This is a genomic window from Mesorhizobium sp. B2-3-7 (assembly GCF_006442695.1).
GTDB lineage: Bacteria > Pseudomonadota > Alphaproteobacteria > Rhizobiales > Rhizobiaceae > Mesorhizobium.
The window spans coordinates 733,340-759,667 of record NZ_VFVV01000001.1 but is presented as its reverse complement, the minus strand read 5'-3'; the positions used below and the strand labels follow the sequence as shown (position 1 = coordinate 759,667).

Genomic DNA, 26,328 nt, shown 5'->3' with positions numbered 1-26,328 from the left:
CCTGGACGGGTTCGTTTCGCGGCGCCGTTCAGCGCCGATGAAACGAAACGGCTCCTGCCCGGCCAAGGTTCCCTTCCAGATAGCGCGGGCGGACCGGACGACGGCCCGCCGCGCAGGCGCGCCGTCAGCTCGCCTTCTTGGTGATCAGGGTCAGGGCGCCGTTGGGCTCCATGCTGGCCGCGACCACCTGCGCCGAGGTCATTCCCTTGGCCTCGAGGGCGGATTTGACCTTGGGCGTGGCATCGATCGAGCTGCGCAGCTTCTGCAGGCCGGCATCGCCGCGCTGGGCGATCACCTGGTTGACCTGCGTCTGGGTGTCCTTCGGCAGTTCGGTGATGTCGACGATGTTGACGCTCTGGATCGTCGGCGCGGCCTGCTGCCCGCCGGGGGCGGGCGCGGCCGGCGCTGCCGGAGCGGGCTGCTGCGCGGGCTGCTGCTGGGCACTGGCGGCACCCGCCAGCATCAGGGTGGCGGCAGCGGCGAGAACTATCGTTTTGCGCATGGATTTTCCTTCCATCGATTTGGCAAACGGTCGTTTTGGGGTGACCCTCCAACCTCAACCGCCAAATGGGATCAGAAGGTGTCGACCAGCGGGTCATTGCGTGACCATTGGATGGCAGCAATGTGCAGCCCGGTTTCACCAGCACCGCAATTCGGGAGCAATCACTGATGGCCAGAATAACCCGCGCCGCCTATGCGCAGATGTACGGGCCGACGGTCGGCGACAGGGTGAGGCTTGCCGATACCGAACTCTTCGTCGAGGTCGAGAGGGATTTCACCATTCATGGCGAGGAGGTGAAATTCGGCGGCGGCAAGGTCATCCGCGACGGCATGGGCCAGAGCCAGGTTTCCCGCGCTGAAGGAGCGGTCGACACCGTCATCACCAATGCGCTGGTGATCGACGCCAGCGCCGGCATCTTCAAGGCCGATATCGGCCTCAGGGACGGCCGCATCGCGGCAATCGGCAAGGCCGGCAACCCGGACACACAGGATGGCGTCACCATCATCATCGGCCCCGGCACCGAGATCATCGCCGGCGAAGGCAAGATCCTTACCGCGGGCGGCTTCGACGCGCATATCCATTTCATCTGTCCGCAGCAGATCGAGGAAGCGCTGATGTCGGGCATCACCACGATGCTCGGCGGCGGCACCGGCCCGGCGCACGGCACGCTCGCCACCACCTGCACGCCCGGGCCATGGCACATGGCGCGCATGATCCAGTCCTTCGACGCCTTCCCGATGAATATCGGCCTGTCGGGCAAGGGCAACGCTTCCCTGCCTGCAGCGCTCGAGGAGATGGTGCTGGGCGGCGCCTGCTCGCTGAAGCTGCACGAGGACTGGGGCACGACGCCGGCCGCGATCGACTGCTGCCTGTCGGTCGCCGACGACCATGACGTTCAGGTGATGATCCATACCGATACGCTCAACGAGAGCGGCTTCGTCGAGAACACGGTGGCGGCGATCGGGGGCCGCACCATCCACGCCTTCCACACCGAAGGCGCGGGCGGCGGGCATGCGCCCGACATCATCAAGGTCTGCGGCCTGCCCAACGTCATCCCGTCCTCGACCAACCCGACGCGGCCCTACACGGTCAACACGCTGGCCGAGCATCTCGACATGCTGATGGTCTGCCACCATCTGTCGCCGTCGATCCCGGAAGACATCGCCTTCGCCGAAAGCCGCATCCGCAAGGAGACCATCGCGGCGGAAGACATTCTGCACGACATCGGTGCCTTCTCGATCATCTCCTCGGACTCACAAGCGATGGGCCGCGTCGGCGAGGTGGCGATCCGGACCTGGCAGACCGCCGACAAGATGAAGCGCCAGCGCGGTTCGCTGCCGCAGGAGACCGGCAACAACGACAATTTCCGCGTCCGCCGCTATATCGCGAAATACACGATCAACCCTGCCATCGCGCATGGATTGTCCAGGGACATCGGCTCGGTCGCTAGCGGCAAACGCGCCGACCTGGTGCTGTGGAACCCGGCCTTCTTCGGCGTCAAGCCTGATATGGTACTGATCGGCGGCATGATCGCGGCGGCGCCGATGGGCGACCCCAACGCCTCGATCCCGACGCCGCAGCCGATGCACTATCGGCCGATGTTCGGCGCCTATGGCAAGGCGCGCACCAACTCGTCGGTAACCTTCGTCTCGAAGGCGGCACTGGAGTCCGGTCTGCACGGCCGGCTCGGCGTCGACAAGCAGTTCGCCGCGGTCGAAAACACGCGTGGCGGCATCGGCAAGCACTCCATGGTGCTCAACGACGCCACGCCGCATATCGAAGTCGATCCCGAGACTTACGAGGTTCGTGCCGACGGCGAACTCTTGACCTGCGAACCAGCGACGGTGCTGCCGATGGCGCAGCGGTATTTTCTTTTTTGATAAGATCGCCGCGAGCCATTGCCCTCGTTAAATGCGGCGGTGAGTGGGTTGTGCCGACTGCCCGAATGGGCCCACTCGTTCTCCGCGGACTTGGAAATTGTGCACTTTGGGAGCAATATCTCCTCAATGAACAAGATATTTCGCAAACAGCAATTGACGCCCTACGAGGCCGACTATGCTCAGTGGTGCGCCGAGCAGGGCGCGTTGCTGCGCGAAGGTCGTCTTTCCGACCTCGATCGTGAGAATGTTGCCGAGGAGATCGAGAGCTTGGGGCGGAGCGACAAAAGGGAAATTGCGAGCAGGCTTGGCACTTTGGTCCTTCACTTGCTGAAATGGGAGTTTCAGTCTGAGCAGCGCAAAACGGGCTGGTTGCTGACAATTCGGGAGCAACGGCTTCGGATTGAGGGCCTGCTTGATGAAAGTCCGAGCCTCAAAAAATATCCTGCGCAGGTGCTCGATCGAGAGTTCAAGATAGTAAGATTAAAGGCATTGGACGAAACAGGCCTGAGAGATCGGGATTTCCCTGTCCATTGCCCCTATGGGATCAAGGAAATCTTGGACGATGATTATTTTCCAGGATCACCGTGGTCTTCAGACAACCTTATGCGCGAATAGACTGATAGTGGTGTGTTGACGGACGTTCCATCACCTGGCGAGCATTCGGCATGGCCACCGAAATAGCTTCGCCCCACGACATCTTCCCGCATATCCGCATCGTCCTGGGCATGGTGATCGGGCTCGGCGTCGCGCGCCTGTTGTCGGGGGTGGCGCGCATCGTCCAGCATCCCGGCCAGTACCGGCTCTATGCGGTGCATCTGGCCTGGGTCGCTTCGGTGCTGTTGATGCTGGTGCATTTCTGGTGGTGGGAGTTCGGCCTCTACGCCATCGAAACATGGACCTTCGGCAAGTACCTGTTCATCATCTTCTACGCCATCACCCTGTTCCTGCTCTGCGCGCTGCTGTTTCCGGATTCGATGCTCGACTACACCAGCTATGAGGATTTCTTCTATTCGCGCCGCGCCTGGTTCTTCGGCCTGCTGGCCGCGACCTACGTGCTCGACGTGATCGACACGCTGCTGAAGGGGCCGGAGCATTTCGCCCGCTTCGGCAACGAATATCTGTTCCGCACGCCGGTCTTCGTCGCGCTGTGCATCGCCGCGATCCTGGTGCGCGACCGCCGGTTTCACATCGCCTTCGTCGCGGCGGCGCTGATTTACCAGGTATCGTTCATCCTGCGGCTGTTCGACACGATCGTATGACGGCCGCGGATGCTCTAGGCTGACCGGGAAAGGCAGGGTTCAATCATGTACAAGGCCGTCGGATCGCGTGGATCCCGGGTTAGCCGTGTTCTGTGGATGCTCGAAGAACTCGGGCAGGCCTATGAATTCGTCGAAATTCCCCTGCGCTCGCCCGAAGCCTATGCGCTCAATCCCTCGGGCAAGGTGCCGATCTTGATCGACGGCGAGCTGACGCTGACGGATTCGGCGGCGATCTGCGTCTATCTCGCCGATAAGCACGCGGATAAGGGCATGGGCGCCAGTCCCGGCCTCGCAGGCCGCGCCGAAATGGATTCCTGGATGCATTTCGCCCAGTCCGAGCTGGAAGCGCCGTTGTGGAACAAATTGCGCCACCGTTTCCTGCTGCCCAGGGAAGTCCGGGTCGATGTCGGCCCCGCGGCCGCCTACGATTTCGCCTCGGAGGTCAAGGCGCTGGACCGCCGGCTTGGCGACAAGCCTTTCGCGCTCGGCGACCGGTTCTCGGCTGTCGACGTGCTGCTCGGCGACATGGGCGGCTGGGCCCGAGCCGGCCGCTTTCCAATAGAATCCGACCGCGTCAACGCCTATTTCGACCGCGTGCTTTCACGCCCTGCCCGTGCCCGGGCGCAAGCCAATGGCGGAGCCATGAAATGAAGCTCAACCTCAACACCGACTTCACGAAGTTCCCGCGCGCCATCTCGGTGCTGACCTCCGGCAATGCCGGCACCACGGTGCCATCCGGCCGCGCGGTTCTTGCCCATGACGAGCGGCATCTGCGCCGCCGGGCGATCGAATTGTCCGATGGCAGCAAGGTACTGGTCGACCTGCCGGAGCCCGTCACCCTCAACGACGGCGACAGGCTGGTGCTGGAAGACGGCCGCCACGTCGAGATCATCGCGGCGCCGGAGGAGGTCTATGATATCCGCGCCCGCGACGCCGTGCATCTGGCCGAGCTTGCCTGGCATATCGGCAACCGCCATCTCGCGGCGGCGATAGAGGCGGAGCGCATCCTCATCCTGCGCGATCATGTCATCAAGGCGATGCTGGAGGGGCTCGGGGCCACGGTGAGCGAGGTTTCCGAACCGTTCAAACCGGTGCGGGGCGCCTATTCCGGCGGCCATGACCACGGCCATGCGCACGCCCACAGCCACGCCGAAGCGCATTCGCACAGCCATTCGCATTCGCACGACCATCACGATCATCATGACTGACCAGCCATCCGGGGTCGCCCTGCTGCGATTGATGGCGTGGCTGTCGCCGGTCTTTCCGGTCGGCGGCTTTTCCTACAGCCATGGCCTCGAGCGCGCCGCGCATGATGGGCTGGTGACCGATGCGGCGAGCCTCGCCGCTTGGCTTGAAACGCTGGTCGAGATGGGCTCCGCCTGGAACGATGCCGTGCTGTTCGCGGAGAGCTGGCGCAACGCCCGCGACGGCGGCGATCCGGCCGAAGTCGCCACACTGGCGGAGGCGTTGGCCGGGTCGCGTGAGCGCCATGCCGAGACCATGCTGCAAGGTGCGGCTTTCCTCAAAGCGGCCGCCGCCTGGCCCACTCCCGTGCTGGAGCGCTTGCCCGCCGATTGTGCGTACTGCGTCGCCGTCGGCGCTGTTGCCGGCGGCAATGGTATCGCGCTTCAGGACGCGCTGTCCGCCTTCCTGCAGGCCTTCTTCTCCAATCTCGTCCAGGCCGCGATCCGGCTGGGCGTCATCGGACAAAGCGGCGCGACCAGTTTGCTCGCCGGCTTCGAGCAGCTGGCCCTTGCGACCGCCGCCCGCGCATCCCGCTCGACATTGGACGATCTCGGCGGTTGCGCCTTTGTCTCTGATATCGTGGCGATGCAGCACGAAACCCAGTATTCGCGATTGTTCCGCTCATGATCGTCCTTGCCTTCATCCTCTCATTCGTCCTGCTGGTGATCACCGCGTTGCACGTTTATTGGGGCATTGGCGGGATATGGCCGGGCAAGGATGCGGCGTCCTGCGCGCATGCGGTCGTCGGCTTTCGCGGCGTCGACGAGATGCCGGCGCCGTTCGCCTGCTTTGCCGTCGCCGCCTGCCTGGCGCTGGCAACGCTCTGGCCGATGGCTCTGGAGGGTGTGTTTGCCTCGCCCTTTCCCAGGGAAGGCCTCGCCGCCACCGCGCTGCTGATCGGGCTGGTGTTTCTCGGACGCGGCATTGCCGGCTTCACGCCCCGGTGGCGCCGGCTGGCACCGGAACAGCCTTTCGCGCGGCTCGATAGGAGCCTTTATTCGCCGCTGTGCCTGCTGATCGGGCTCGGCTTCGCAGTTCTCGCCATCACGGAGTTCCCGACATGACGCAGCCCAACGGTCCTCTTCGCATCGGCATTGGCGGCCCCGTCGGTTCGGGCAAGACGACGCTCACCGAGAAACTGTGCAAGGCGCTGCGTGAGGAATTCTCCATCGCCGTCGTCACCAACGACATCTACACAAGGGAAGACGCCATGATGCTGGCGCGGCTGCAGGCGCTGCCGGAGGAGCGCATCGTCGGCGTCGAGACCGGCGGCTGCCCGCATACCGCCATCCGCGAGGACGCCTCGATCAATCTGCAGGCGATCGCGGAGCTCAACCGCAAATTCCCCGATCTCGACATCATCTTCATCGAATCCGGCGGCGACAACCTTGCCGCCACCTTCTCGCCGGATCTCGCCGACCTCACGCTCTATGTCATCTCCGTCTGCCAGGGCGAGGAGATCCCGCGGAAAGGCGGTCCGGCGATCACCCGTTCCGATTTCCTGATCATCAACAAGAGCGACCTGGCGCCCTATGTGAACGTCAATCTCGACGTGATGGAGAGCGACGCCGCCCGCATGCGCGGCAAACGGCCGTTTGGCTTCACCGACCTGTCGCGCGGCAAGGGGTTGCGGGAGGTGATCGATTTCATCGTCGAGCATGGCGGCTTGAAGGTCGGGGCCGCCGCAAACACGGCGGCGTGAGCCGGCTGCACCAACCGAAACCGGTTGCGGGCACAAGCAGGGCACGGCATTGTTCCTAAAACCCGGAGGATTTTTCGATGAGCATCGCCCGCCTGCAAAAGGAACAGCTGACCAACCTGCCCTTCTACGAGGAGCGCGTCGATCTCGCCTGCTCTTTCCGCTGGACGGCGCGGCTCAACATGCATGAGGCGGTGGCGAACCATTTCTCGCTGGCGGTCAACGAAGACGGCACAAAATTCCTGATGAACCCCAATCAGGTGCACTTCTCGCGCATCAAGGCGAGCGACCTTTTGATGATCGACGCCAACGATCCCGAGACGCTGTCCGGCCCGAATGCGCCCGACCCGACGGCGTGGGGCCTGCACGGCGCCATCCACCGCAATGTCCGCCACGCGCGCTGCGTCATGCATGTGCATTCCATCCATGCCACCGTGCTGGCCTCGCTTGCCGATTCGAGGCTGCCGCCGGTCGACCAGAATTCGGCGATGTTCTTCAACCGCCACGTCGTCGACGCCCACTATGGCGGGCTGGCCTTCGAGGAAGAGGGCGAGCGCTGCTCGCAGCTCCTGACCGACCCCAAGGTCAAGGTAATGGTGATGGGCAATCACGGCGTGCTGGTCATCGGCGACACGGTGGCCGACGCTTTCAATCGCATGTTCTATTTCGAACGCGCCGCCGAGACCTACATCAAGGCGCTGTGGACCGGGCGTCCGCTGCGCACGCTTTCCGACGCCATCGCCGAGAAGGCCGCAAGTGAAATGGACGACTATCCCGGCCAGGCCGAACGCCATCTCAGCGAACTGAAGGCGATCCTCGACGAGCAGGAGCCGGTTTATCGGAATTGAGGTTTAAAGCCCCAGTTCAGCCCGCAATTCCTCGGCGCTGTTGATGACCACCGCACCGGGCGGGCCGTCCATCGGTTTTTCCGGCCAGAAGATTGTCTTCATGCCTGCCGCCAGCCCCGCCATGGCGCCCGGCCAGCTGTCGTCGACCGCCACCGCGTTCGCGGGATCGACATCGGCCAGATAGGCGGCGCGCAGGAACGGCTCGGCTTGCGGCTTGCCTTCGCGCACGTCGTTGCGGCTGATGGTCTTCATGCCTGGATAGGTCAGGCCGACCATGTGCAGATTGGCGTCGACGATCATGCGGTCGGAATTCGAGACCACGGCTTGCTGCACGCCAAGCGCGCGCAATTCGTTGAATATCTCGATCGCACCGGGGCGCGGCTTCAATGTCGCGACAAGCGGCAGATAATGCTCGTATTTATGGACGATCCACTCGTCGAAGGGCAGATCCAGGCCGAACTCGTCGCGCATCATCAGGTAGACCGGCCAGGCAGCGACCCCGAGAACGCGCTCATGCAGGTCGGGCGGAGGCTGAAGGCCGACATTGCGCATCGCCGCCACCAGGGCTGCTTCGTGCAGTGGTTCGCTGTCGACCAGCGTGCCGTCCATGTCCCAGAAAACCGCTTTCGGTGTCATGCAACGCTCCTTTTGGCGTTCCCTTAAAGGGTTTACCCCGCGAGATAAACCATCCGGACGGCAGAACGTGCCACCTGTCGGAACGGAAATCCCCCTGTTGCCCGCCGTGGAATCCCCCGGGCCAACGATGATCCGGCCGATCCCACGCCCGCTGGCGCAAGCAATTGCCCTGGCGATTGACAATTGCGCAGCGCGTGGTTCCCTGCGAAAGTAGGAGCGGACCGCTTCCATGACCGGCGGTTTCGGGAGGCAGGACGTGAACAACCGGCAGGAAGGCGGCAGCAACAGGTTGGACGATGCCGCGCGCGCGGGCTGGCTCTATTACGTTGCCGGCAACACGCAGGACCAGATCGCCGCCACGCTCGGCATCTCCAGGCAGACTGCACAGCGGCTGGTGTCGCTGGCAGTGTCGGAAGGCCTGATCAAGGTGCGCGTCGACCATCCGATCGCCAACTGCCTCGACCTCGCCGCCCGCCTGAAGTCGCGCTTCGCGCTCGACCTGGTGGAGGTGGTGCCGAGCGACCCGACCTCATCATCGACGACGATCGGTATCGCCGAGGCGGCGGCAGCGGAAATCGAGAGGCGGCTGAGATCGCCGGCGCCGATCGTGCTGGCGATCGGCACCGGCCGTACGCTGAAGGCGGCGATCGAGCAACTGCCGCCGATGGAGTGCCCACAGCACAAGGTGGTGTCCCTGACCGGCAATATCTCGCCCGACGGTTCGGCCGCTTTCTACAACGTCATCTTCACCATGGCCGACAGGGTCAAGGCGCGGTCGTTCCCGATGCCGTTGCCGGTCATCGCCTCCTCGCCGCAGGAACGCGAGATGCTGCTCAGCCAGCCGATGATCCAGCCGACGCTGGCGCTGGCCGCGGAGGCCGACGTCACCTTCGTCGGCATCGGCGACCTCGGCCCGAAGGCGCCGCTCTACGAGGACGGCTTCATTTCCGACGCCGAACTGAAGGCGCTACAGAAGGCCGGCGGCGTCGCCGAAATCGTCGGCTGGGTGTTCGATCGCGACGGCCGCATGATCGAGGGCATCACCAACGACCGGGTGTCGTCGGCGGCCCTGCCGTCACGCGAGAAGTCGCTGGTCATCGCGCTCGCCATGGGTGAGCGCAAGCTGCCGGGCATCCTGGCGGCCGTGAACCGCCGGCTGGTCAACGGCCTCATCACCGACGAACGAACCGCCGCCGCGCTGCTGGCGAGCGGATGAGCCAAAAGCCTCGAGGCAACATCGATTTGCCATAAAATCCGGGCGGGCTATCCATGCCGTCCGAAGGGGTCGTTGCCGTCGAGGAAGCCAAGGTCCCGCCGCAAGTGCGGTGACAGGTCCCTGATGTCGAGATGCGCCTTTTTCCTGGTCGCGAACCAGCCGAATCCGTCCGCAAGCCATGAAATCCAGCGATGATCCGGAGCGGGAGTGCATTTTTGCTGCGCCATGGTCATGATCGTCAACCTTCGCTATCTTCAACCCGAGTGACGGGCTGAGGATGAATGTCGGTCTTGCCGGCCGCCTTTGCCAATCGAACGTCGATAAGGACCCATAAGGAGGCTTTATGCCGGATCTCAGCTCGCGACAGGTTGCGCAGCTTCCGCCGCTGCAGGCGATCCGGGTGTTCGAAGCGGTGGCTCGGCATCTGTCCTTCACCAAGGCGGCCGAGGAACTGGCGATGACGCAGGCAGCGGTCAGCTATCAGATCAAGGTGCTGGAGGAGCGGGTCGGCGCGCCGCTTTTCCTGCGCCGGCCGCGGCAGATCGAACTCACCGAGGCCGGACAGCGCCTGGCGCCGGCGGTCAGCGAGGCCTTCGCCATACTCGGCCAGGCCTATGCGGCGGCGCGCGGCGGGGCGGACGGTCTGCTGTGCGTCACCACGGTGCTGACCTTTGCCTCCAACTGGCTGGCGCATCATCTGGGTTCGTTCCAGATCGCGCATCCCGCCCTTGCCGTGCGGCTCGACACATCCAGCCGCCTGACCGATTTCGCCCGCGAGGATGTCGACCTTGCCATCCGCTCGGGCGGCGGCAAATGGCCGGGACTGGAGGCCTACAAGCTGCTCGACGCCGATTTCACGCCGATGCTCAGCCCCAAGCTCGCCGCGAGCATCGGCGGCGTCAAGGAACCGGCCGATCTGCTCAAGCTGCCGATCCTTGATCCCGGCGACATCTGGTGGACGCAATGGTTCGAGGCCGCGGGAGTGCAAAGCCATGACCTTGCCAAGCGCCCCGGCAGCAGCATGGGCGCGCAGGCTTATGAGGCCAATGCGGCCATCGCAGGCCATGGCGTGGCGATCCTGACCAGGGCGCTGTTCAAGGCGGAACTCGCCGACGGCCGCCTGATCCAGCCCTTCGACCTGGTCGGCGACGACGGCCACGCCTACTGGCTGGTCTATCCGGAGGCGCGCCGCAACGTGCCGAAGATCCGCGCTTTCCGCGACTGGATCCTGGCCGAGATCGCCTGCTGACCGGCTAACTCCAGGATCAAAACCGCGCTCCATCCAAATCGCCGTTGTCGCCCGCTCCGCACCTGCGGGACGGCCATTTGCAACTCGCCATGTCGGCGTTCCTCCATCGAGTGTGCGCTGCACCATCGAATCTGGCTTGACATAATTCATTCTTAGTGAGTAATTGCTCACAGCCAAGGCAAATGCTCATCTTGGTCCATGGGAGGAATTTGATGAAACTTCGTACGCTCATCCTGGGCTTGTGCTCGGCCAGCGCGCTCGCGTTCGCGGCACATGCCGAATCCATCACCATCGCCACCGTCAACAATGGCGATATGGTCCGCATGCAGAAGCTGACCGACGACTTCACCAAGGCGAACCCCGACATCCAGCTCAACTGGGTGACGCTGGAAGAGAACGTGCTGCGCGAGCGCGTGACCACCGACATCGCCACCAAGGGCGGCCAGTATGACGTGATGACCATCGGCACCTACGAGGTCCCGATCTGGGCCAAGCAGAGCTGGCTGTTGCCGCTCGACAAGCTCGGCGACGACTACGACGCCAAGGACATCATTCCGGCGATCGCCGGCGGCCTCTCGGTCGACGGCAAGCTCTATGCCGCGCCCTTCTACGGCGAAAGCTCCTTCGTCATGTACCGCAAGGACCTGATGGAGAAGGCGGGGCTGAAGATGCCCGACGCGCCGACCTGGGACTTCATCAAGCAGGCCGCCGACAAGATGACCGACCGCGCCAATGGCGTGAACGGCGTGTGCCTGCGCGGCAAGGCCGGCTGGGGCGAGAACATGGCCTTCCTGACCGCCATGTCGAACTCCTTCGGCGCGCGCTGGTTCGACGAGAACTGGAAGCCGCAATTCGACCAGCCCGAATGGAAGAACACCTTGCAGTTCTATGTCGACCTGATGAAGGCCGACGGGCCGGAGGGCGCGTCCTCCAACGGCTTCAACGAGAATTTGGCGCTGTTCCAGCAGGGCAAGTGCGGCATGTGGATCGACGCCACCGTCGCCGCCTCCTTCGTCTCCGATCCCAAGGCCTCGCAGGTCGCCGACAAGGTCGGTTACGCATTGGCGCCTGACAATGGGCTCGGCAAGCGCGGCAACTGGCTGTGGGCGTGGTCGCTGGCCATTCCCGCCGGCACGCAGAAGGCCGATGCCGCCGAGAAGTTCGTGTCATGGGCAACCAGCAAGCATTATGCAGAACTGGTCGCCTCGAAGGAAGGCTGGGCCAACGTTCCTCCGGGAACGCGCTCCTCGCTCTATGCCAATCCCGAGTACCAGAAGGCGGCTCCGTTCGCCAAGATGACGCTGGACTCCATCAATGCTGCCGACCCGACGCATCCGACCGTCAAGCCGGTGCCCTATGTCGGCGTGCAGTTCGTCGCCATCCCCGAATTCCAGGGCCTCGGCACCACCGTCGGCCAGCTGTTCTCGGCAGCACTTGCCGGCCAGTCGAGCGTCGACGACGCGCTGAAGCAGGCCCAGGACGCCGCAACCGCGGCGATGACCGAGGGCGGCTACATCCAGTAAGGCTCCTCCCGGTGCCTAAGGCCGGTCGCCGACCATGGCCGGCAACGGCCGCCCGAAACCCAGTTCGGGCGGCCACTTCCCGACAGCTCGAGAAAATTCCGTCCGATCCTTGAAGGGTGACCGTCATGGCTACTCAGCAGACCCGTTCGCTTGCCCGTTTCATGATGGCGCCATCCGTCGTCCTGCTGCTCGTCTGGATGGTCGTTCCGCTGGCGCTCACGCTCTGGTTCTCCTTCCAGCAGTACAATCCGCTCAATCCGATCCGCGACGGCTTCGTCGGCTTCTCCAATTACGCGTTGTTCTATTCCAACCCGGCCTTCCTGCAATCGATCCTCAATACGCTGCTGATCGTCGTCAGCGTGCTTGTGATCACCGTGGTCGGCGGCATCCTGCTGGCGCTTTTGATCGACCAGCCGATGTGGGGCCAGGGCATCGTGCGCATCCTCGTCATCTCGCCGTTCTTCGTCATGCCGCCGGTGGCGGCACTGGTCTGGAAGAACATGATCATGCATCCGCAATACGGCGTCTTCGCCGACATAGCGCGGTTCTTTGGCCTCCAGCCCATAGACTGGTTCGGACAATATCCGCTGACCGCCATCATCATCATCGTCGCCTGGCAGTGGCTGCCTTTCGCGACGCTCATTCTTTTGACTTCGCTTCAGTCGCTGGACGGCGAGCAGAAGGAAGCCGCCGAGATGGACGGCGCCGGCTTCATCAGCCGCTTCATCTACCTGACGCTGCCGCACATGTCGCGCGCGATCACCGTCGTCATCCTGATCCAGACGATCTTCCTGCTTTCGGTCTATGCCGAGATCCTCGTCACCACCAATGGCGGCCCGGGATACGCCTCCACCAACCTGCCCTTCCTGGTCTACCAGAAGGCGCTGCTCGAATTCAAAATCGGCCAGGCCTCCGCCGGCGGCATCATCGCGGTCATTCTCGCCAACATCGTCGCCTTCTTCGCCATGCGCGCCGTCGGCAAGAACCTGGACAGATAAGGGAGGAAAAGATGGCACGCGCAGTCACAACCCGGCACAAGACGATCGCGACGGCTGCCGCCTGGATCGTCGCCCTGCTGATCTTCTTCCCGATCCTCTACACCATCATCACCTCGTTCAAGTCGGAACAGGAGGCGATCCAAGGCTTCAACCTGATCCCGTCCGGGACCTTCGAGAGCTATTCCGAGGTCCAGGCGCAGAACGGCTATTTCAAGTTCTTCCTGAACTCGGTGCTGCTCTCGGTCGGCTCGACCATCCTGGCCCTGCTGGTCGCCATTCCGGCGGCCTGGTCGATGGCGTTCTCGCCGACCAAGCGGACCAAGGACATTTTGATGTGGATGCTGTCCACCAAGATGATGCCGGCGGTGGCCGTACTGTTTCCGATCTACCTGATCTTCCGCGACACCGGCCTGCTCGACAGCCGCATCGGCCTGATGGTGATGCTGATGCTGATCAACCTGCCGATCGTGGTGTGGATGCTCTACACCTATTTCCGCGAAATCCCCGGCGAGATCCTGGAAGCGGCGCGCATGGACGGCGCCTCGCTGTGGAACGAGATCATCTATGTGCTAACACCCATGGCGGTGCCGGGCATCGCCTCGACCATGCTGCTCAACATCATCCTGGCCTGGAACGAAGCGTTCTGGACGATCCGGCTGACCACGACGGAAGCAGCACCCTTGACCGCCTTCATCAGCTCCTTCTCCAGCCCGCAAGGCCTGTTCTGGGCGAAGCTCTCGGCCGCCTCGACGCTGGCGATCGCGCCAATCCTGATCATGGGCTGGTTCAGCCAGAAGCAACTGGTGCGCGGCCTGACCTTCGGTGCGGTGAAGTAGGGGCGCCGTGAAGTAGCAGCGTGCGCCAGGCGGCGGACGGAAATCCACCGGGAGGAAAGCATGGGAAATATCACGCTCAAGAACGTCTCGAAATCCTTCGGCTCGACTTCGATCATTCCTAACATCGATCTCGTCATCGAGGACGGCGAGTTCGTCGTCTTCGTCGGCCCGTCGGGCTGCGGCAAGTCCACGCTGCTGCGCCTGATCGCCGGCCTGGAGGACACCAGCGGCGGCACCATCAACATTGACGGCCGCGACGTCACCGGCGAGGCGCCGGCCAAGCGCAAGCTTGCCATGGTGTTCCAGTCCTATGCGCTTTACCCGCACATGACGGTGGCCAAGAACATCGCCTTCCCACTGAAGATGGCGGGCGAGAACCAGGCGACCATTGACAGGAAGGTGAAGGACGCCGCGCGCGTGCTCAACCTCACCAACTATCTGGAGCGCCGCCCCGGCCAGCTTTCCGGCGGCCAGCGCCAGCGCGTCGCCATCGGCCGCGCCATCGTGCGCCAGCCTTCGGCCTTCCTGTTCGATGAACCCTTGTCCAACCTCGACGCGGCACTCCGCGGCACGATGCGGCTGGAGATCAGCGAACTGCACCACCAGCTCAAGACGACGATGATCTACGTCACCCACGACCAGGTCGAGGCGATGACCATGGCCGACAAGATCGTCGTGCTGAATGCCGGAAATGTCGAGCAGGTCGGCTCGCCGATGGAGCTCTACAAGACGCCGAAAAACCTGTTCGTCGCCGGCTTCATCGGCTCGCCGAAAATGAATCTGATCGAAGGCGCCCCAGCGGCGAAGTACGGCTCCAAGACCATCGGCATCCGGCCCGAGCACATGGCGATCTCGACCACGGCGGGCGATTGGAAGGCAACAGTCGGCGTCGCCGAACACCTGGGATCCGACACCTTCCTGCATGTCCAGGCCGACGGTGTCGGCCCGCTGACGGTGCGCGCCGACGGCGAACTCAGCGTCCACCATGGCGACAGCATTTATCTCACGCCCGACAAGGCCAAGCTGCATCGCTTCGGCCCCGACGGCAAGGCGTTGGCGGCATGAGGCTGAAAGGCAAATCGGCGCTGATCACCGGGTCGGCGCGCGGCATCGGCAAGGCCTTCGCCGAAGCCTATGTCGGCGAAGGCGCCACCGTTGCCATAGCCGACATCAACCTCGAGGCGGCGCAAAAGACGGCCGCCGAGATCGGCGGCAAGGCCTATGCGGTGAAGCTCGACGTCACGGACCAGGCCTCCATCGATGCCGCGGTGCAGGCGGTGGAAACCAGGACCGGCGGCCTGGACATACTGATCAACAACGCCGCTTTGTTCGACCTGGCTCCGATCGTCGACATCACCAAAGCGAGCTACGACAAACTGTTTTCCGTCAACGTCGCAGGCACGCTGTTCATGCTGCAGGCGGCCGCCCGCTCGATGATCACGCGGGGAAAGGGCGGCAGGATCATCAACATGGCGAGCCAGGCCGGGCGGCGCGGCGAAGCGCTGGTCGCGGTCTACTGCGCCAGCAAGGCGGCGGTCATTTCACTGACCCAGTCGGCCGGGCTCGACCTGATCAAGCACGGCATCAACGTCAACGGCATCGCGCCTGGCGTCGTCGACAGCGACATGTGGGACCAGGTCGACGCGCTGTTCGCCAAATACGAAAACCGGCCCAAGGGCGAAAAGAAAAGACTGGTCGGCGAAGGCGTGCCTTACGGCCGCATGGGCAGACCGGAGGACCTCGCCGGCATGGCCGTGTTCCTGGCCAGCGACGAAGCCGAATACATCGTCGCCCAGACCTACAATGTCGATGGCGGCCAGTGGATGAGTTGAGGCGGGGGCGGCCTCTTCTCCCCGTGCCTCCGCGGGGAGAAGAGGCCAACATCAAGATGGCGGCCGCATCGCCTCGGAAGGCATGTGCCGCTCCCTACTCTCTCCCGGTGAAGGGGGACAAGGGTAACGAAGGCCGCAACCCGGCCAAAGGGTAAACAGATGACCGTGAAACTCTCTTCCGCCAATCTCGCCAACCTGCCCGCCAGGGTCGCAGGTCCGAAATACGACCGCGCAGCGCTGAAGGCCGGCATCGTGCATTTCGGCGTCGGCAATTTCCACCGCTCGCACCAGGCCGTCTATCTCGACGACCTGTTCAACCATGGCATCGGCCATGACTGGGCGCTGGTTGGCGCCGGCGTGTTCGAGGGCGAGAAGACCGGCCGCGGCAAACTGGAAGAGCAGGACTGGCTGACGACGGTGGTCGAGCAGGATGAGGGGCATATGAGCGCCCGCGTCACCGGCGCCATGATCGACTTCCTGACGCCCGGCGATGCCGCCGCCATCATCGAACGGCTGGCCGATCCGGCGATCAAGATCGTGTCGCTGACCATCACCGAAGGCGGCTATTTCATCGATCCTGCCTCCGGCGTGTTCAACCCGACGCATCCCGATATCGTCGCGGATGCGCAGCCGGACGCGACGCCGAAGACCGTGTTCGGCATCATCCTCGCCGGCCTGGTGCGGCGGCGCGGCGATGGCATCGCACCGTTCACGGTGATGTCCTGCGACAACATTCCCCACAACGGCCATGTGACGTCGGATGGCGTCATCGGGTTGGCCCGCCTGATCGACGAGGATCTGGCGGCCTGGGTCGGCGGCAATGTCGCTTTCCCGAACGCGATGGTCGACCGCATCACGCCGGCTACGTCGGACCGCGAACGCGCGATCCTGGCCAAGGATTTCGGCGTCGAGGACAATTGGCCTGTCTTTTGCGAACCCTTCCGGCAATGGGTGCTGGAAGACCATTTCACCGACGGCCGGCCGCCGCTTGAAAAGGTCGGCGTGCAGTTCGTCAAAGACGTCGCGCCCTACGAGCTTATGAAGATCCGCATCCTCAATGGCGGCCATGCCACCATCGCCTATCCGGCCGGGCTGATGGACATCCATTTCGTGCATGAGGCGATGCAGGAGCCGCTGGTGCGCGGCTTTCTCGACAAGCTCGAGCATGACGAAATCATTCCGACCGTACCGCCGGTGCCGGACACGGTCCTGGAGGATTATTACCAGCTCATCGAAAGGCGCTTTTCCAACCCCAAGATCGGCGACACGGTGCGCCGGCTTTGTCTCGACGGGTCCAATCGCCAGCCGAAATTCATCATCCCGACCATCGCCGACCGCCTGAAGGCGGGAAAGAGCGTCGCCGGCCTGGCACTGGAATCGGCGCTGTGGTGCCGCTACTGCTTCGGCACGACGGACAGCGGCGCGGTCATCGAGCCCAACGATCCGAACTGGGACCGCTTGCAGGCGACGGCAAAGGCGGCAAAGGACGCGCCCGCCGCCTGGCTTGCGATGGAAGACATCTATGGCGATGTCGGGCGCGCCACCGCGTTCGTCGAGGCTTTCGCGCATGCATTGAACCTGCTGTGGACGGATGGCACGCGCGCCACGCTGACGCGCTACCTCGCCGGCAAGCTCTGAAACGGGACCATGGCGCCGGAACTGGTCATTTTCGACTGCGACGGCGTGCTGGTGGACAGCGAGGCGCTGTCGGTCTCGGCGCTGCTCGGCATGATTGCGCTTGCCGGCGGCAGCATTGGCGAAGACACGGCCTACGAGCATTTCCTCGGCAAGAGCATGAAGAGCGTGCGCGAGATCCTCGCCCGCGACTTCGGCCTTCCCATCACCGATCAGCACCTGACCACGATGCGCGTCGAATTGATGCGCAAATTTCGCGAGGAGCTGAAGCCGATCGCCGGCGTCAAGGAAGTGCTGCCGAGGCTAGGCTTGCCGTTTTGCGTCGCCTCGTCCGGCACGCTCGACCGCATCCGCTACGCGCTCGACGTCACCGGCCTGCTCGGATTGATGGAGCCGCATCTGTTCAGTGCCGGCATGGTGGCCAGGGGCAAGCCGGCGCCCGACCTGTTCCTTTATGCCGCCGCCTCGATGCGGGCGCATCCGCGCAAATGCCTTGTCATCGAGGACAGCCCCGCCGGCGTCGCGGCGGCGCGGGCGGCTGATATGCGCGTGTTCGCCTTCACCGGCGGCGCGCATGCCGGCAACCCTGCCCTGAAAGCGCGGCTTGCGTCGAGTGAGCCGGACTTTATATTCGCTGACATGCTGCAATTGCCCGATCTGATTGCAGGCCTGGGAGCGAGAGACAGAGCATCTTGACGAAACAGTTCGTTTGCGCGGTCGATGTCGGCACCGGGAGCGCCCGCGCGGGCATTCTCGACACCAGTGGCACCTTGCTCGGCCGCGCCGAGCACCCGATCGCCATGCACCAGCCGAAAGCCGATCACGCCGAGCATGATTCGCGCGATATCTGGTCAGCCGTGTGCGCCGCGGTGCGTGCGGCCCGCGAAAAATCCGGTGTTGCCGCCGAGGACATTGCCGGCATTTCCTTCGATGCCACCTGCTCGCTGGTCGTGCGCGACAGGCAAGGCGGCCAGCTCAGCGTTTCGGTGACCGGAGAGGAGCGCTGGGACACCATCGTCTGGCTCGATCACCGCGCCATCGCCGAGGCCGACGAATGCACGGCGAGCGGCCACGAGGTGCTCGACTATATCGGCGGCGTGATGTCGCCGGAAATGGCGACGCCGAAGCTGATGTGGCTGAAGCGAAACCTGCCGAAGACCTGGAATGAAGCCGGCTATCTATTCGACCTCACCGACTTCCTGACCTGGCAGGCGACGGGGTCGCTGGCCCGCTCGCAGTGCACGCTGACCGCCAAATGGACCTATCTGGCGCACCGGGAACCCGCATGGCAGCGCGATTTCTTCGAACTCGTCGGCCTCGGCGACCTCTTCGAGCACGGCAATCTGCCCGAAAGGGCCAGTCCGGTCGGCGCCTACATCGGCTCTTTGAGCGCGCAAGCAGCGGCGGAGCTCGGCCTGACGGAGACATGCCGGGTCGGCGCCGGGGTGATCGATGCCTATGCCGGTGCGCTTGGCGTGCTCGGCGGGTTTGCCGGCGACGAGCGGAATATCGGCCGTCATTTGGCGCTGATCGCCGGCACATCCTCCTGCGTCATGGCGATGTCACCCGATCCGCAGCCCTTCGCCGGGGTCTGGGGGCCATACTACGGCGCCGCGCTGCCGAAGCTGTGGCTGTCGGAGGGCGGCCAGTCGGCCACCGGCGCCCTGCTCGACCACATCATCCGCTGGCACGGCGCGGGCGGCGAGCCGAACGCGGCCATGCATGCGAGGATTGCAAGCCGCGTCGCCGAGCTGCGCACGGCGGAGGGCGATGCACTTGCCGGCCGGCTGCATGTGCTGCCCGACTTTCACGGCAACCGCTCGCCGCTCGCCGACCCGCATGCGGTCGGCGTGGTCAGCGGGCTTACGCTGGATTCCTCCTTCGACAGCCTGTGCCGACTTTACTGGCGCACCGCCGTGGGCATCGCGCTCGGCGTGCGCCATGTGCTGGAAGCGCTGAACGAGAACGGCTATCTCATCGACACGCTGCATGTCACCGGCGGCCACACCAAAAATCCGCTCTTGATGGAACTCTATGCCGACGCCACCGGCTGCACGGTGGTCGAGCCGCTGGCCGACGAGGCGGTGCTGCTCGGCACAGGCATGGTGGCTGCGACCGCCGCCGGGCTTTTCCGCGACCTCAACGCGGCCTGTCTGGCCATGCAGCAGGGCGGCAGGACCCGCGCCGCCAACCCGGCCGCCGGCGCCCGCTTCGATCGCGACTACCGGATTTTCCTGGAGATGCACCGGCAACGCCAGGCGCTCGACGCGATCCAGTAGAACGCGCCTTACCGTGTCAACAAGGATAGGCCGGACTTGGCATCGAACAGATGCATATCCGATTCGTCAAACGTATAGCGGACATCGCTGCGGATAGTTGGGCAGACGCGGCTGGGAACGAGTGCGCTGATCTCCTTGCCGCCAAGAGCGAATGTCACCAGTGCATCGTTGCCATGAAACTCGATGAGATCGGCCGTTCCCGCCAGGAAATTTCCGGCGCTGTCGGGGTTCGCGGGCTTGAGATCCGGGGGCCTGATGCCAAGCACCGCCTGCTCGCCATGTTGGAGCTTGAAGCGCGAGCCGTTGACGGTGAAGACAGTTCCGCCATTGGTCAGCGTCCAGCCATTTCCTTTCCGGGCCATCGTCACGTCGACAAAATTCATGTTCGGCGTGCCGATGAAGCTGGCAACGAACAGATTGCCCGGCCGCTCGTAGATTTCCGCCGGCGAGCCGACCTGCTCGATGACGCCGTCCTTGAGCAGCACGATGCGGTCGGCGAGCGTCATCGCTTCGAGCTGGTCATGGGTGACATAGACGGTGGTGGTCTTCAGCGACTGGTGCAGCCGCGCGATCTCGACGCGCATGTGGTTGCGCAGCTTGGCGTCGAGATTGGACAGCGGCTCGTCGAACAGGAAGACTTTCGGCGTCTTGATCATGGCGCGCGCGATCGCCACGCGCTGCTGCTGGCCGCCGGAAAGCTCGGCCGGCTTGCGGCCGAGATAGGGTTCCAGCCCGAGCGTCCTCGACACCGCTTCGACCCGCTTCTGGATCTCGGCCGCCGGCACTTTCTGGCGCCGCAGCCCGAAGGCGATGTTGTCGAAGATCGTCATGTGGGGGTAGAGCGCGTAGTTCTGGAACACCATGGCGATGCCGCGGTCGCCCGGATCGAGATCGTTGACCACCGTGCCGCCGATCGAGACCTCGCCGCCGCTGATGTCCTCCAGCCCCGCCAACATGCGCAGCAAGGTCGACTTGCCACAGCCGGACGGGCCAAGGAACACGACGAACTCGTGCTCCTCGATCGAGAGATTGAGGTCGCGGATGACCGTCGTGGTGCCATAGGCCTTGTCGACATGAGAACAGGTGATCGCGGACATGGTCAGCCCTTTTCGCCGCTGAGCAGGATCTGCAGCTTGACGTCCTGCGGGTGCGCTGCCGCCGCCCGCTCGAAAGCCTCGATGCTGTCGGAGAAATCATAGGTGCCAGTGATCAGCGGCTTGAGATCGACCTTGCCGGAGGCGATGAGCTGCAAAGCGCGGTCGAAAATGTTGGCATAGCGGAACACGGTTTCGATGCGCACTTCCTTCGATATGGCCGCCGGCACGTTGAGCGCCACAGGCTCCACCGGCAGCCCGACGAGCACCACCGCGCCGCCAGGGCGCACAACGTCGAACAGATTGGCGAACGCCTTGGGGCTGCCGCTGGCCTCGAAGACGATGTCCGCGCCCCAATTGTCGGTCGCCTCCGCCACCGCCTCGGCCAATGACTGCTCGCCGATGTTGACCGGAACGACGCCGGGATAGCGCCCGGCAATTTCGAGCTTGGGCGCGGAGAAGTCGGAAATCAGCACTTTCGAGCAACCACCGGCCAGGGCGGCCAGCGCTATCATGATGCCGATCGGGCCACAGCCGGCGACAGCCGCCACGTCACCCGGAACGATGCGCGCGCGCGCCGCCGCCTGCATGCCGATGGCGAAAGGTTCGACCATCGCGCCTTCGGCGAAGGAGACGTTGTCGGGCAGCCTGTAGGTGAACGCCGCCGGATGCACGGCTTGCGGCGCCAGAATGCCGTGCACCGGCGGCGTCGCCCAGAAGGTGACGTCCGGGTCGACATTGTAGATGCCGAGTTTTGTCGCCCGCGACGACAGGTTCGGTACGCCCGGTTCCATGCAGACGCGATCGCCGACCTTCAGCGTCCGGACATTGGCGCCGATCTCGACGATCGTTCCGGACGCTTCGTGGCCGAGCACCATCGGCGCGCGCACGACATAACTGCCGATGGCGCCATGGGTGTAATAATGCACGTCGCTACCGCAGACGCCGACCGTGTGGATGGCGATCCTGACGTCGTCCGGCCCGACCTCGAGCGGCAACGCGATTTCGCGCAGCGACAGCTCGCCCTTTTTTTCAAGCACCAGTGCCCGCATCGTGTCGTCCTCGCTTCAAGTCTTTTTTTGCCGGAAAACGGAATTCAGGAAGCCGCTGAGCACGCCGAGAAACAACAGCGGCGGCAGCGACAGAAGCACGACCGAGGCGTTCAGGATTCCCCACGGCACATTCATGCCTTGCTGGGAGAGTTCCGAGGCGACGATCGGCAAGGTCTTGGCATTGGAGCTCGACAGCATCAGCGCGATCAGGAACTCGTTCCAGACCAGCACGAAACTGAAAGCCACCGCGCCGATCAGCGAGCGCGCCGCGACCGGCAGCGCGACCCTCCAGAACACCGAATAGGCGCCGTAGCCATCGACGAAGGCGGCTTCCTCGACCTCCTTCGGCACGGCCTGGAAGGCGGGAATGGCGAGCCACATGATCACCGAGATGGTGAGCAGGCAATAGGTGACGATCAGCGCGGCGAGCGTGTCGTAAAGCCCCAGCTGAAGCCAGATCACCATCAGCGGGATGGCGACCGCCACCGGCGGCAGGAAGCGAAGCGACAAAACGAAGAACTGGATGTCGCCGGCCCAGCGGTTCGGGTAGCGCGCCACCGCGTAAGCCGCCGGCAGGCCGAGCACCACGCCGATCAGTACCGCGCAGCCGCAGGCGACGACCGAATTGTAGAGGCCGGTCATGACACTGTCGCGGCCGACGATATAGCTGATGTTAGCCAGCGTCGGCGTGAACACCAGGCGCGGGACGCGGGTGATGATGTCGACATTGTTCTTCAGCGAATTGAGCGCCGTCCACAGCAAAGGAAACACGGCCATGAAGCCTGCAAACGCCAGCACGGTCTTGCCGATCAGGCGGCCGGGTCTCATGCGATATGGTCTCATGCCTGCACCCGCCTCCACAGCATGGTGAAGGTGATGACCGTGGCGATCATCATCAGCACCGCCATCGCCGAGGCGTAGGAGACCTTGCCGGACTCGATGAAGCCTTGCGAGAAGGCGTACATGTCGAGCGTTTCGGTCGCCACGCCCGGACCGCCGCGGGTCATCACATAGATCAGGTCGAAGGAGCGCAGCGACTCGATCATCTTGACGAACATCAGGCTGATCAGCGGCGCCTTGAGCATCGGCAAGGTCACATAGGCGTGGATCTGCCAGCGTTTAGCATGGTCGAGCCGGGCCGCCTCGATCGGCTGCGGCGGCAGCGTTTCCAGGAGCTTCAGCACGATGACGGCGAAGAACAGGCCCCATTGCCAGACGTCGACCGAAGCGACGGCGAACAGCGCCGTCGACGGCTTGGATAGCGGATCGAAGATCAGCCCACCGGTCAGCAGCCGGTAGGGGTAAGTGGCGATGCCGTAGAGCGGATGGTAGGCGAACTTCCAGACGAAGGCCGCCGAGACGCGCGGCAGCAGGACCGGGATGATGAACAGCAGGCAATAGACGTTGCGAAGGCGCGGCGAGGCGACCTCGAACATCAGGACGCCCAGTCCGATGGCGACCGTCATCGTCGCGATAACCGTGACGAATTCCCATTTCACCGACACCCAGACGGCGTTGAGAAAGCGGCGGTCGACGAACAGGTCGGCGAAATTCGAGAACCAGACATAGGAATAGGCTGTCGAGCTGAGTTCACGGTTCTGCAGGGCGATGACGACCGCGTAGAGCGTCGGCACCATCGACAGCACCAGAAGGATGGCAAGTGTCGGCACGACGAAGGTGACCGGCAGGGATGAGCGTCGCGGCATCTGTCTAACCTCTGCTGCGTCTCGAACGATTGAGCATGACTGACCTTTCGCGCGAAGGCTGGCTCAAACCGCAATGATGAACCAAGACCTGCGGCGCACAGGTTCCGGCGCTCCACCGAATGCCGTGGACCGCGCGCCGCAGGGGGAGGATGGCTTATTTCTTCACCAGCTCGTTGGCATAAGCCTCGAGTTCGTTGAGGCCGCCCTTGATATCGGTGCGGGTGCCGGTGACCAGTTCCTCGAGGATGATGCCCCAGCGGTCGCCGAGATCGGGCCAGCGCGGGTCCTGCCAGAAATTGACCGCCGTGACCTTGCCGGTTTCGGCCAGTGCCTGGCCGAGATCGGCGCCGTAAATATCGGCGAATTCCTTGCTGGCCAGGATGCTGGTGCGGTTCAGCTCGCCGAACTGGTGGGCGTCGAGCCGGCGCTTCTCGTTTTCCTTCGATGTTGCCCAGGCGATGAACAGGCCGGCGCATTTCTTCGACGCGTCGTCGGCATTGGCCTTCGCCGCGATGGCGAGGCCATGGCCGTAACCGCCGCCGGGCAGTGGCGACGGCGGCGGCAGGAACCCGATGTTGCCGACGACCTGCGAGGTCTTCGGGTCGACCGCCATGCCCGACAGCGGCGTCGATTCGACCAGGATCGCGACCTGGCCCGACAGGAAGGCGCCAGTCGATTCATCCCAGCTGCCGGTCTGCGTGCCGGGCGCCGAATCCTTGAACAGTTTCAGGTAGGTCTCGGTCGCCTTGACCGCGGCATCCGAATTGAAGACCGGCTTGTCGCCGTCGAACCACTGGCCGCCATAGGCCTTGAAGAAGGGCATCCAGCGCCAGACATTGGCGCCCGAACCGCGCGCGCCGCGCAGCGCGATGCCGTACATGCCCTTGTCCGGATTGGTCAGCTTCGGCACGTCGGCGATCAGCTCGTCGAGCGTCTTCGGCGGCTGGATGCCGGCGGCCTCCAGCACGTCCTTGCGATAGACCATCAGGTCGCCGCCGCCGGTCAGCGGCGCGAACCAGACCTTGCCGTCATAGGTGGCGACCTTCTGGCGGCCGGGGTCGAAATCGGCATAGTCGTAGTCGGCCGGATAATAGTCGGCCAGCGGCACGATCCATTTCGAGGAAGCGAACAGCGCGACATTGGCTTCGTCGACATAGTAGACGTTGTAGTTGCCGACCGTGGACGCGTCGGCGCGCGATTTTGCCCGGCGGTCGTTCTCGTTGAGGTAATCGATCTGGAAGCCGGCGCCGGCAAGCTTCTCGAACTCGGCCTTGGAGTCCTCCAGAAGCGTCAGGCCGTCACGTGGCTGCGCCAGCACCTTGACCGGCGCCGAGCAGACCGGCGCCTGCGCTAAAGCGATGGTTGAAACGGTAGCGGAAAGCATGAAAGCTGCACCAAGGCTGGCAGCGAGCCGAATTGGTTTCATTATTTTCTCCTCCAGGAACACGTCGCAGGAAGCGGACGTCCTCGGGTTGCGCGATCCTCACCATCGCCCGAGCGACTTGCCACCCATCGCCAAAATGCGGAGTTGCAGCGGCTCGCGCTAGAAGCCCCGTTGCAGAAGACCTGTACTTTTATGCATTGTGCGGCGCAAAAACCGGCATCCGGTTGCGGCCAATCTCACATGAGTATCGATCGGACTCTGGGACAGTGATTTTAGGGCGTGCTTACGCGCGCATCGCCAACCGCTGCCGCGACAGCTTGCGATAGGATGACGGCGTCATCTTGTGCTTGCGCATGAAGGCGCGATTGAAATTGGAGATGTTCATGTAGCCGACCTGGAAACAGATGTCGGTGATCGGAATATCGGTATCGGCCAGCAGCTTGCAGGCCTGCCACAGCCTCAGCTTGGCAAGGTGGTCACTGAAGGAATTGCCGGTGTTCTTCTGGAAGAAGCGCGAGAATGTGCTCTCGGTCATTCCCGCGACCGCCGCCACATCAGGCAGCTTCAGATCATCGGCGAAATGCTGGAACAGATAGGTCAGCGTGCGCTGGATGATGTCGAGCGAGGCGGCATCCAGAACCGGGGAGAAATCCGGCGAGGACAACAGCTCGTATTCGTCGGTCCTGGCGAGGAGATCGACGAGGTTCAGGAACAGGCAGAACCTGGTTAGCCCGCTGACCTCCCCCATCCGTTCCATCATCTCGGCGCCTTCCAGTGCCGTGCGGCCATGAAAAACCATGCCGCGCAGCGACCGCTCCAGGAACGGCTCCAGTTCGCGCAGTTCGGGCAACAGGCCAGCCGACCCGCGCAGCCTCTCGGCATCGAACTGGAGGACGATGTCGCGGCCTTCGATCAGCTCGCCCGGCTGCACCGCCGTCACCCAATCATGCGGCAGCCCGCCGCCGACGATGGTCAGGTAACCCGGCCCGAACTCGCCGATGTGGTCGCCGACCAGCACGACGCCGGAAGATTTTCGCAAGAGGTGGATTTCGTACTCAGGATGGAAATTCCAGACATTGCGCTCCCAGGGATAGTCGTCCAGCCGCCACAGGAAACTGTCGCTCGCCTCGGTGACGATATGTTCGAAGGCCGGCGCCGTGCGCGGGATCGCGGCCGGATTTTTCCTGCGCCTGAACTGCATCCTTCCCTCCCGGCAATTCGCCGGCTGCTCATGTCTCTTGGTGATCCGTAGCAGCCCCCGGCCGGCAAGGGAACGAGACGCAGGCATCTCCCTGACATGCCGCTGGCTCAATCTCTTCCGGTGCCTCGTCCCTTGCCTTCATGTCGCATTTCGTTCAAGAGACGGCGCAAACGCCGCGAAACCGAAGGTTTTGCCGTTTGACACGCGGCTTCCGGCTTTTTGCCGACGCGCCGCGACCTTGAAAGAGCGGAACA

Annotated in this window: 28 protein-coding genes; 19 read left to right on the top strand and 9 right to left on the bottom strand. The window is 63.8% G+C overall.

Features of this window, described 5'->3' with window-relative positions; genetic code table 11:
- Positions 1-124 precede the first annotated feature (124 nt).
- Positions 125-502, bottom strand: coding sequence for a hypothetical protein (locus tag FJ940_RS03830; protein ID WP_140514392.1), 378 nt, complete (start codon positions 500-502; stop codon positions 125-127).
- 164 nt (positions 503-666) lie between these two features.
- Here FJ940_RS03830 and ureC point away from each other — a divergent pair, with 164 nt between their 5' ends.
- The 9 genes from ureC to FJ940_RS03785 all read left to right on the top strand — a co-directional run bounded on the left by ureC (position 667) and on the right by FJ940_RS03785 (position 7,433).
- Positions 667-2,382: an urease subunit alpha gene (gene ureC / locus FJ940_RS03825; protein ID WP_181171736.1), complete on the top strand. Its 1,716-nt coding sequence runs from the start codon at positions 667-669 to the stop codon at positions 2,380-2,382.
- A 126-nt stretch (positions 2,383-2,508) separates the two neighbouring features.
- Complete coding sequence (locus FJ940_RS03820) at positions 2,509-2,997, top strand: DUF29 domain-containing protein (protein WP_140514389.1); 489 nt, start codon at positions 2,509-2,511, stop codon at positions 2,995-2,997.
- A 50-nt stretch (positions 2,998-3,047) separates the two neighbouring features.
- Positions 3,048-3,641 (top strand): hypothetical protein, encoded by a 594-nt coding sequence (locus tag FJ940_RS03815; RefSeq protein WP_140514387.1) that lies wholly within the window; start codon positions 3,048-3,050, stop codon positions 3,639-3,641.
- A gap of 45 nt (positions 3,642-3,686) precedes the next feature.
- Positions 3,687-4,292 carry a glutathione S-transferase family protein gene (locus FJ940_RS03810; RefSeq protein ID WP_140514385.1) on the top strand — a complete coding sequence of 202 codons (606 nt, stop codon included), beginning with the start codon at positions 3,687-3,689 and terminating at the stop codon, positions 4,290-4,292.
- Positions 4,289-4,849 (top strand): urease accessory protein UreE, encoded by a 561-nt coding sequence (locus FJ940_RS03805; protein ID WP_140514383.1) that lies wholly within the window; start codon positions 4,289-4,291, stop codon positions 4,847-4,849. Before FJ940_RS03810 ends, FJ940_RS03805 begins: the two co-directional genes overlap by 4 nt.
- A complete protein-coding gene (locus FJ940_RS03800) occupies positions 4,842-5,513 on the top strand; it encodes an urease accessory protein UreF (RefSeq protein ID WP_140514382.1) in 672 nt (223 codons plus the stop codon). The genes FJ940_RS03805 and FJ940_RS03800 overlap by 8 nt, the downstream gene beginning before the upstream one ends.
- Complete coding sequence (locus tag FJ940_RS03795) at positions 5,510-5,950, top strand: DUF3995 domain-containing protein (RefSeq protein WP_140514380.1); 441 nt, start codon at positions 5,510-5,512, stop codon at positions 5,948-5,950. The genes FJ940_RS03800 and FJ940_RS03795 overlap by 4 nt, the downstream gene beginning before the upstream one ends.
- The gene (gene ureG / locus FJ940_RS03790; RefSeq protein WP_140514378.1) at positions 5,947-6,588 is read left to right on the top strand and encodes an urease accessory protein UreG; all 642 of its coding nucleotides are present in this window, start codon (positions 5,947-5,949) and stop codon (positions 6,586-6,588) included. The genes FJ940_RS03795 and ureG overlap by 4 nt, the downstream gene beginning before the upstream one ends.
- 77 nt (positions 6,589-6,665) lie before the next feature.
- Positions 6,666-7,433 (top strand): class II aldolase and adducin N-terminal domain-containing protein, encoded by a 768-nt coding sequence (locus FJ940_RS03785; RefSeq protein WP_140514376.1) that lies wholly within the window; start codon positions 6,666-6,668, stop codon positions 7,431-7,433.
- 3 nt (positions 7,434-7,436) lie between these two features.
- On the opposite strand, the gene FJ940_RS03780 is transcribed toward FJ940_RS03785, so the two are convergent.
- Positions 7,437-8,069 carry an HAD family phosphatase gene (locus tag FJ940_RS03780; protein WP_140514374.1) on the bottom strand — a complete coding sequence of 211 codons (633 nt, stop codon included), beginning with the start codon at positions 8,067-8,069 and terminating at the stop codon, positions 7,437-7,439.
- Positions 8,070-8,325: 256 nt separating this feature from the next.
- Here FJ940_RS03780 and FJ940_RS03775 point away from each other — a divergent pair, with 256 nt between their 5' ends.
- Positions 8,326-9,285 (top strand): sugar-binding transcriptional regulator, encoded by a 960-nt coding sequence (locus FJ940_RS03775; RefSeq protein WP_140491340.1) that lies wholly within the window; start codon positions 8,326-8,328, stop codon positions 9,283-9,285.
- Positions 9,286-9,332: 47 nt separating this feature from the next.
- On the opposite strand, the gene FJ940_RS03770 is transcribed toward FJ940_RS03775, so the two are convergent.
- On the bottom strand, positions 9,333-9,518 hold the full coding sequence (locus tag FJ940_RS03770; RefSeq protein ID WP_140514372.1) for a hypothetical protein: 186 nt from the start codon (positions 9,516-9,518) through the stop codon (positions 9,333-9,335).
- A 110-nt stretch (positions 9,519-9,628) separates the two neighbouring features.
- Between FJ940_RS03770 and gcvA the strand changes: the two genes are divergently transcribed.
- The 9 genes from gcvA to FJ940_RS03725 all read left to right on the top strand — a co-directional run bounded on the left by gcvA (position 9,629) and on the right by FJ940_RS03725 (position 19,637).
- Complete coding sequence (gcvA, locus tag FJ940_RS03765) at positions 9,629-10,534, top strand: transcriptional regulator GcvA (protein WP_140655335.1); 906 nt, start codon at positions 9,629-9,631, stop codon at positions 10,532-10,534.
- Between the two features lie 212 nt (positions 10,535-10,746).
- Positions 10,747-12,057 (top strand): sugar ABC transporter substrate-binding protein, encoded by a 1,311-nt coding sequence (locus FJ940_RS03760; RefSeq protein ID WP_140491344.1) that lies wholly within the window; start codon positions 10,747-10,749, stop codon positions 12,055-12,057.
- 125 nt (positions 12,058-12,182) lie between these two features.
- A complete protein-coding gene (locus tag FJ940_RS03755; RefSeq protein WP_140491346.1) occupies positions 12,183-13,055 on the top strand; it encodes a sugar ABC transporter permease in 873 nt (290 codons plus the stop codon).
- An 11-nt stretch (positions 13,056-13,066) separates the two neighbouring features.
- Positions 13,067-13,891, top strand: coding sequence for a carbohydrate ABC transporter permease (locus FJ940_RS03750; protein WP_140491348.1), 825 nt, complete (start codon positions 13,067-13,069; stop codon positions 13,889-13,891).
- Positions 13,892-13,951: 60 nt separating this feature from the next.
- Positions 13,952-14,956, top strand: coding sequence for an ABC transporter ATP-binding protein (locus FJ940_RS03745; RefSeq protein ID WP_140491350.1), 1,005 nt, complete (start codon positions 13,952-13,954; stop codon positions 14,954-14,956).
- Positions 14,953-15,723, top strand: coding sequence for an L-iditol 2-dehydrogenase (locus FJ940_RS03740; RefSeq protein WP_140491352.1), 771 nt, complete (start codon positions 14,953-14,955; stop codon positions 15,721-15,723). Before FJ940_RS03745 ends, FJ940_RS03740 begins: the two co-directional genes overlap by 4 nt.
- Before the next feature lie 159 nt (positions 15,724-15,882).
- A complete protein-coding gene (locus FJ940_RS03735) occupies positions 15,883-17,361 on the top strand; it encodes a mannitol dehydrogenase family protein (protein WP_140491354.1) in 1,479 nt (492 codons plus the stop codon).
- Positions 17,362-17,370: 9 nt separating this feature from the next.
- Positions 17,371-18,054, top strand: a complete 684-nt coding sequence (locus FJ940_RS03730) for an HAD family hydrolase (protein ID WP_140655332.1) — start codon at positions 17,371-17,373, stop codon at positions 18,052-18,054.
- Entirely contained in the window at positions 18,051-19,637 is a 1,587-nt protein-coding gene (locus FJ940_RS03725; protein ID WP_140655330.1) for an FGGY-family carbohydrate kinase, read from the top strand. The genes FJ940_RS03730 and FJ940_RS03725 overlap by 4 nt, the downstream gene beginning before the upstream one ends.
- 8 nt (positions 19,638-19,645) lie before the next feature.
- Here the strand turns inward: FJ940_RS03725 and ugpC are convergent, their stop codons facing one another.
- The 6 genes from ugpC to FJ940_RS03695 form a co-directional block, all read right to left on the bottom strand.
- The gene (ugpC, locus tag FJ940_RS03720) at positions 19,646-20,734 is read right to left on the bottom strand and encodes a sn-glycerol-3-phosphate ABC transporter ATP-binding protein UgpC (RefSeq protein WP_140655327.1); all 1,089 of its coding nucleotides are present in this window, start codon (positions 20,732-20,734) and stop codon (positions 19,646-19,648) included.
- A gap of 2 nt (positions 20,735-20,736) precedes the next feature.
- Entirely contained in the window at positions 20,737-21,783 is a 1,047-nt protein-coding gene (locus FJ940_RS03715; protein WP_140628697.1) for an NAD(P)-dependent alcohol dehydrogenase, read from the bottom strand.
- A 15-nt stretch (positions 21,784-21,798) separates the two neighbouring features.
- Positions 21,799-22,611 (bottom strand): carbohydrate ABC transporter permease, encoded by an 813-nt coding sequence (locus tag FJ940_RS03710; protein WP_140559032.1) that lies wholly within the window; start codon positions 22,609-22,611, stop codon positions 21,799-21,801.
- A gap of 11 nt (positions 22,612-22,622) precedes the next feature.
- Complete coding sequence (locus FJ940_RS03705) at positions 22,623-23,489, bottom strand: sugar ABC transporter permease (RefSeq protein WP_140655324.1); 867 nt, start codon at positions 23,487-23,489, stop codon at positions 22,623-22,625.
- A gap of 154 nt (positions 23,490-23,643) precedes the next feature.
- Positions 23,644-24,915: an extracellular solute-binding protein gene (locus FJ940_RS03700; RefSeq protein WP_140655321.1), complete on the bottom strand. Its 1,272-nt coding sequence runs from the start codon at positions 24,913-24,915 to the stop codon at positions 23,644-23,646.
- A 241-nt stretch (positions 24,916-25,156) separates the two neighbouring features.
- Entirely contained in the window at positions 25,157-26,074 is a 918-nt protein-coding gene (locus FJ940_RS03695) for an AraC family transcriptional regulator (protein WP_140649649.1), read from the bottom strand.
- Between the last annotated feature and the right edge of the window lie 254 nt (positions 26,075-26,328).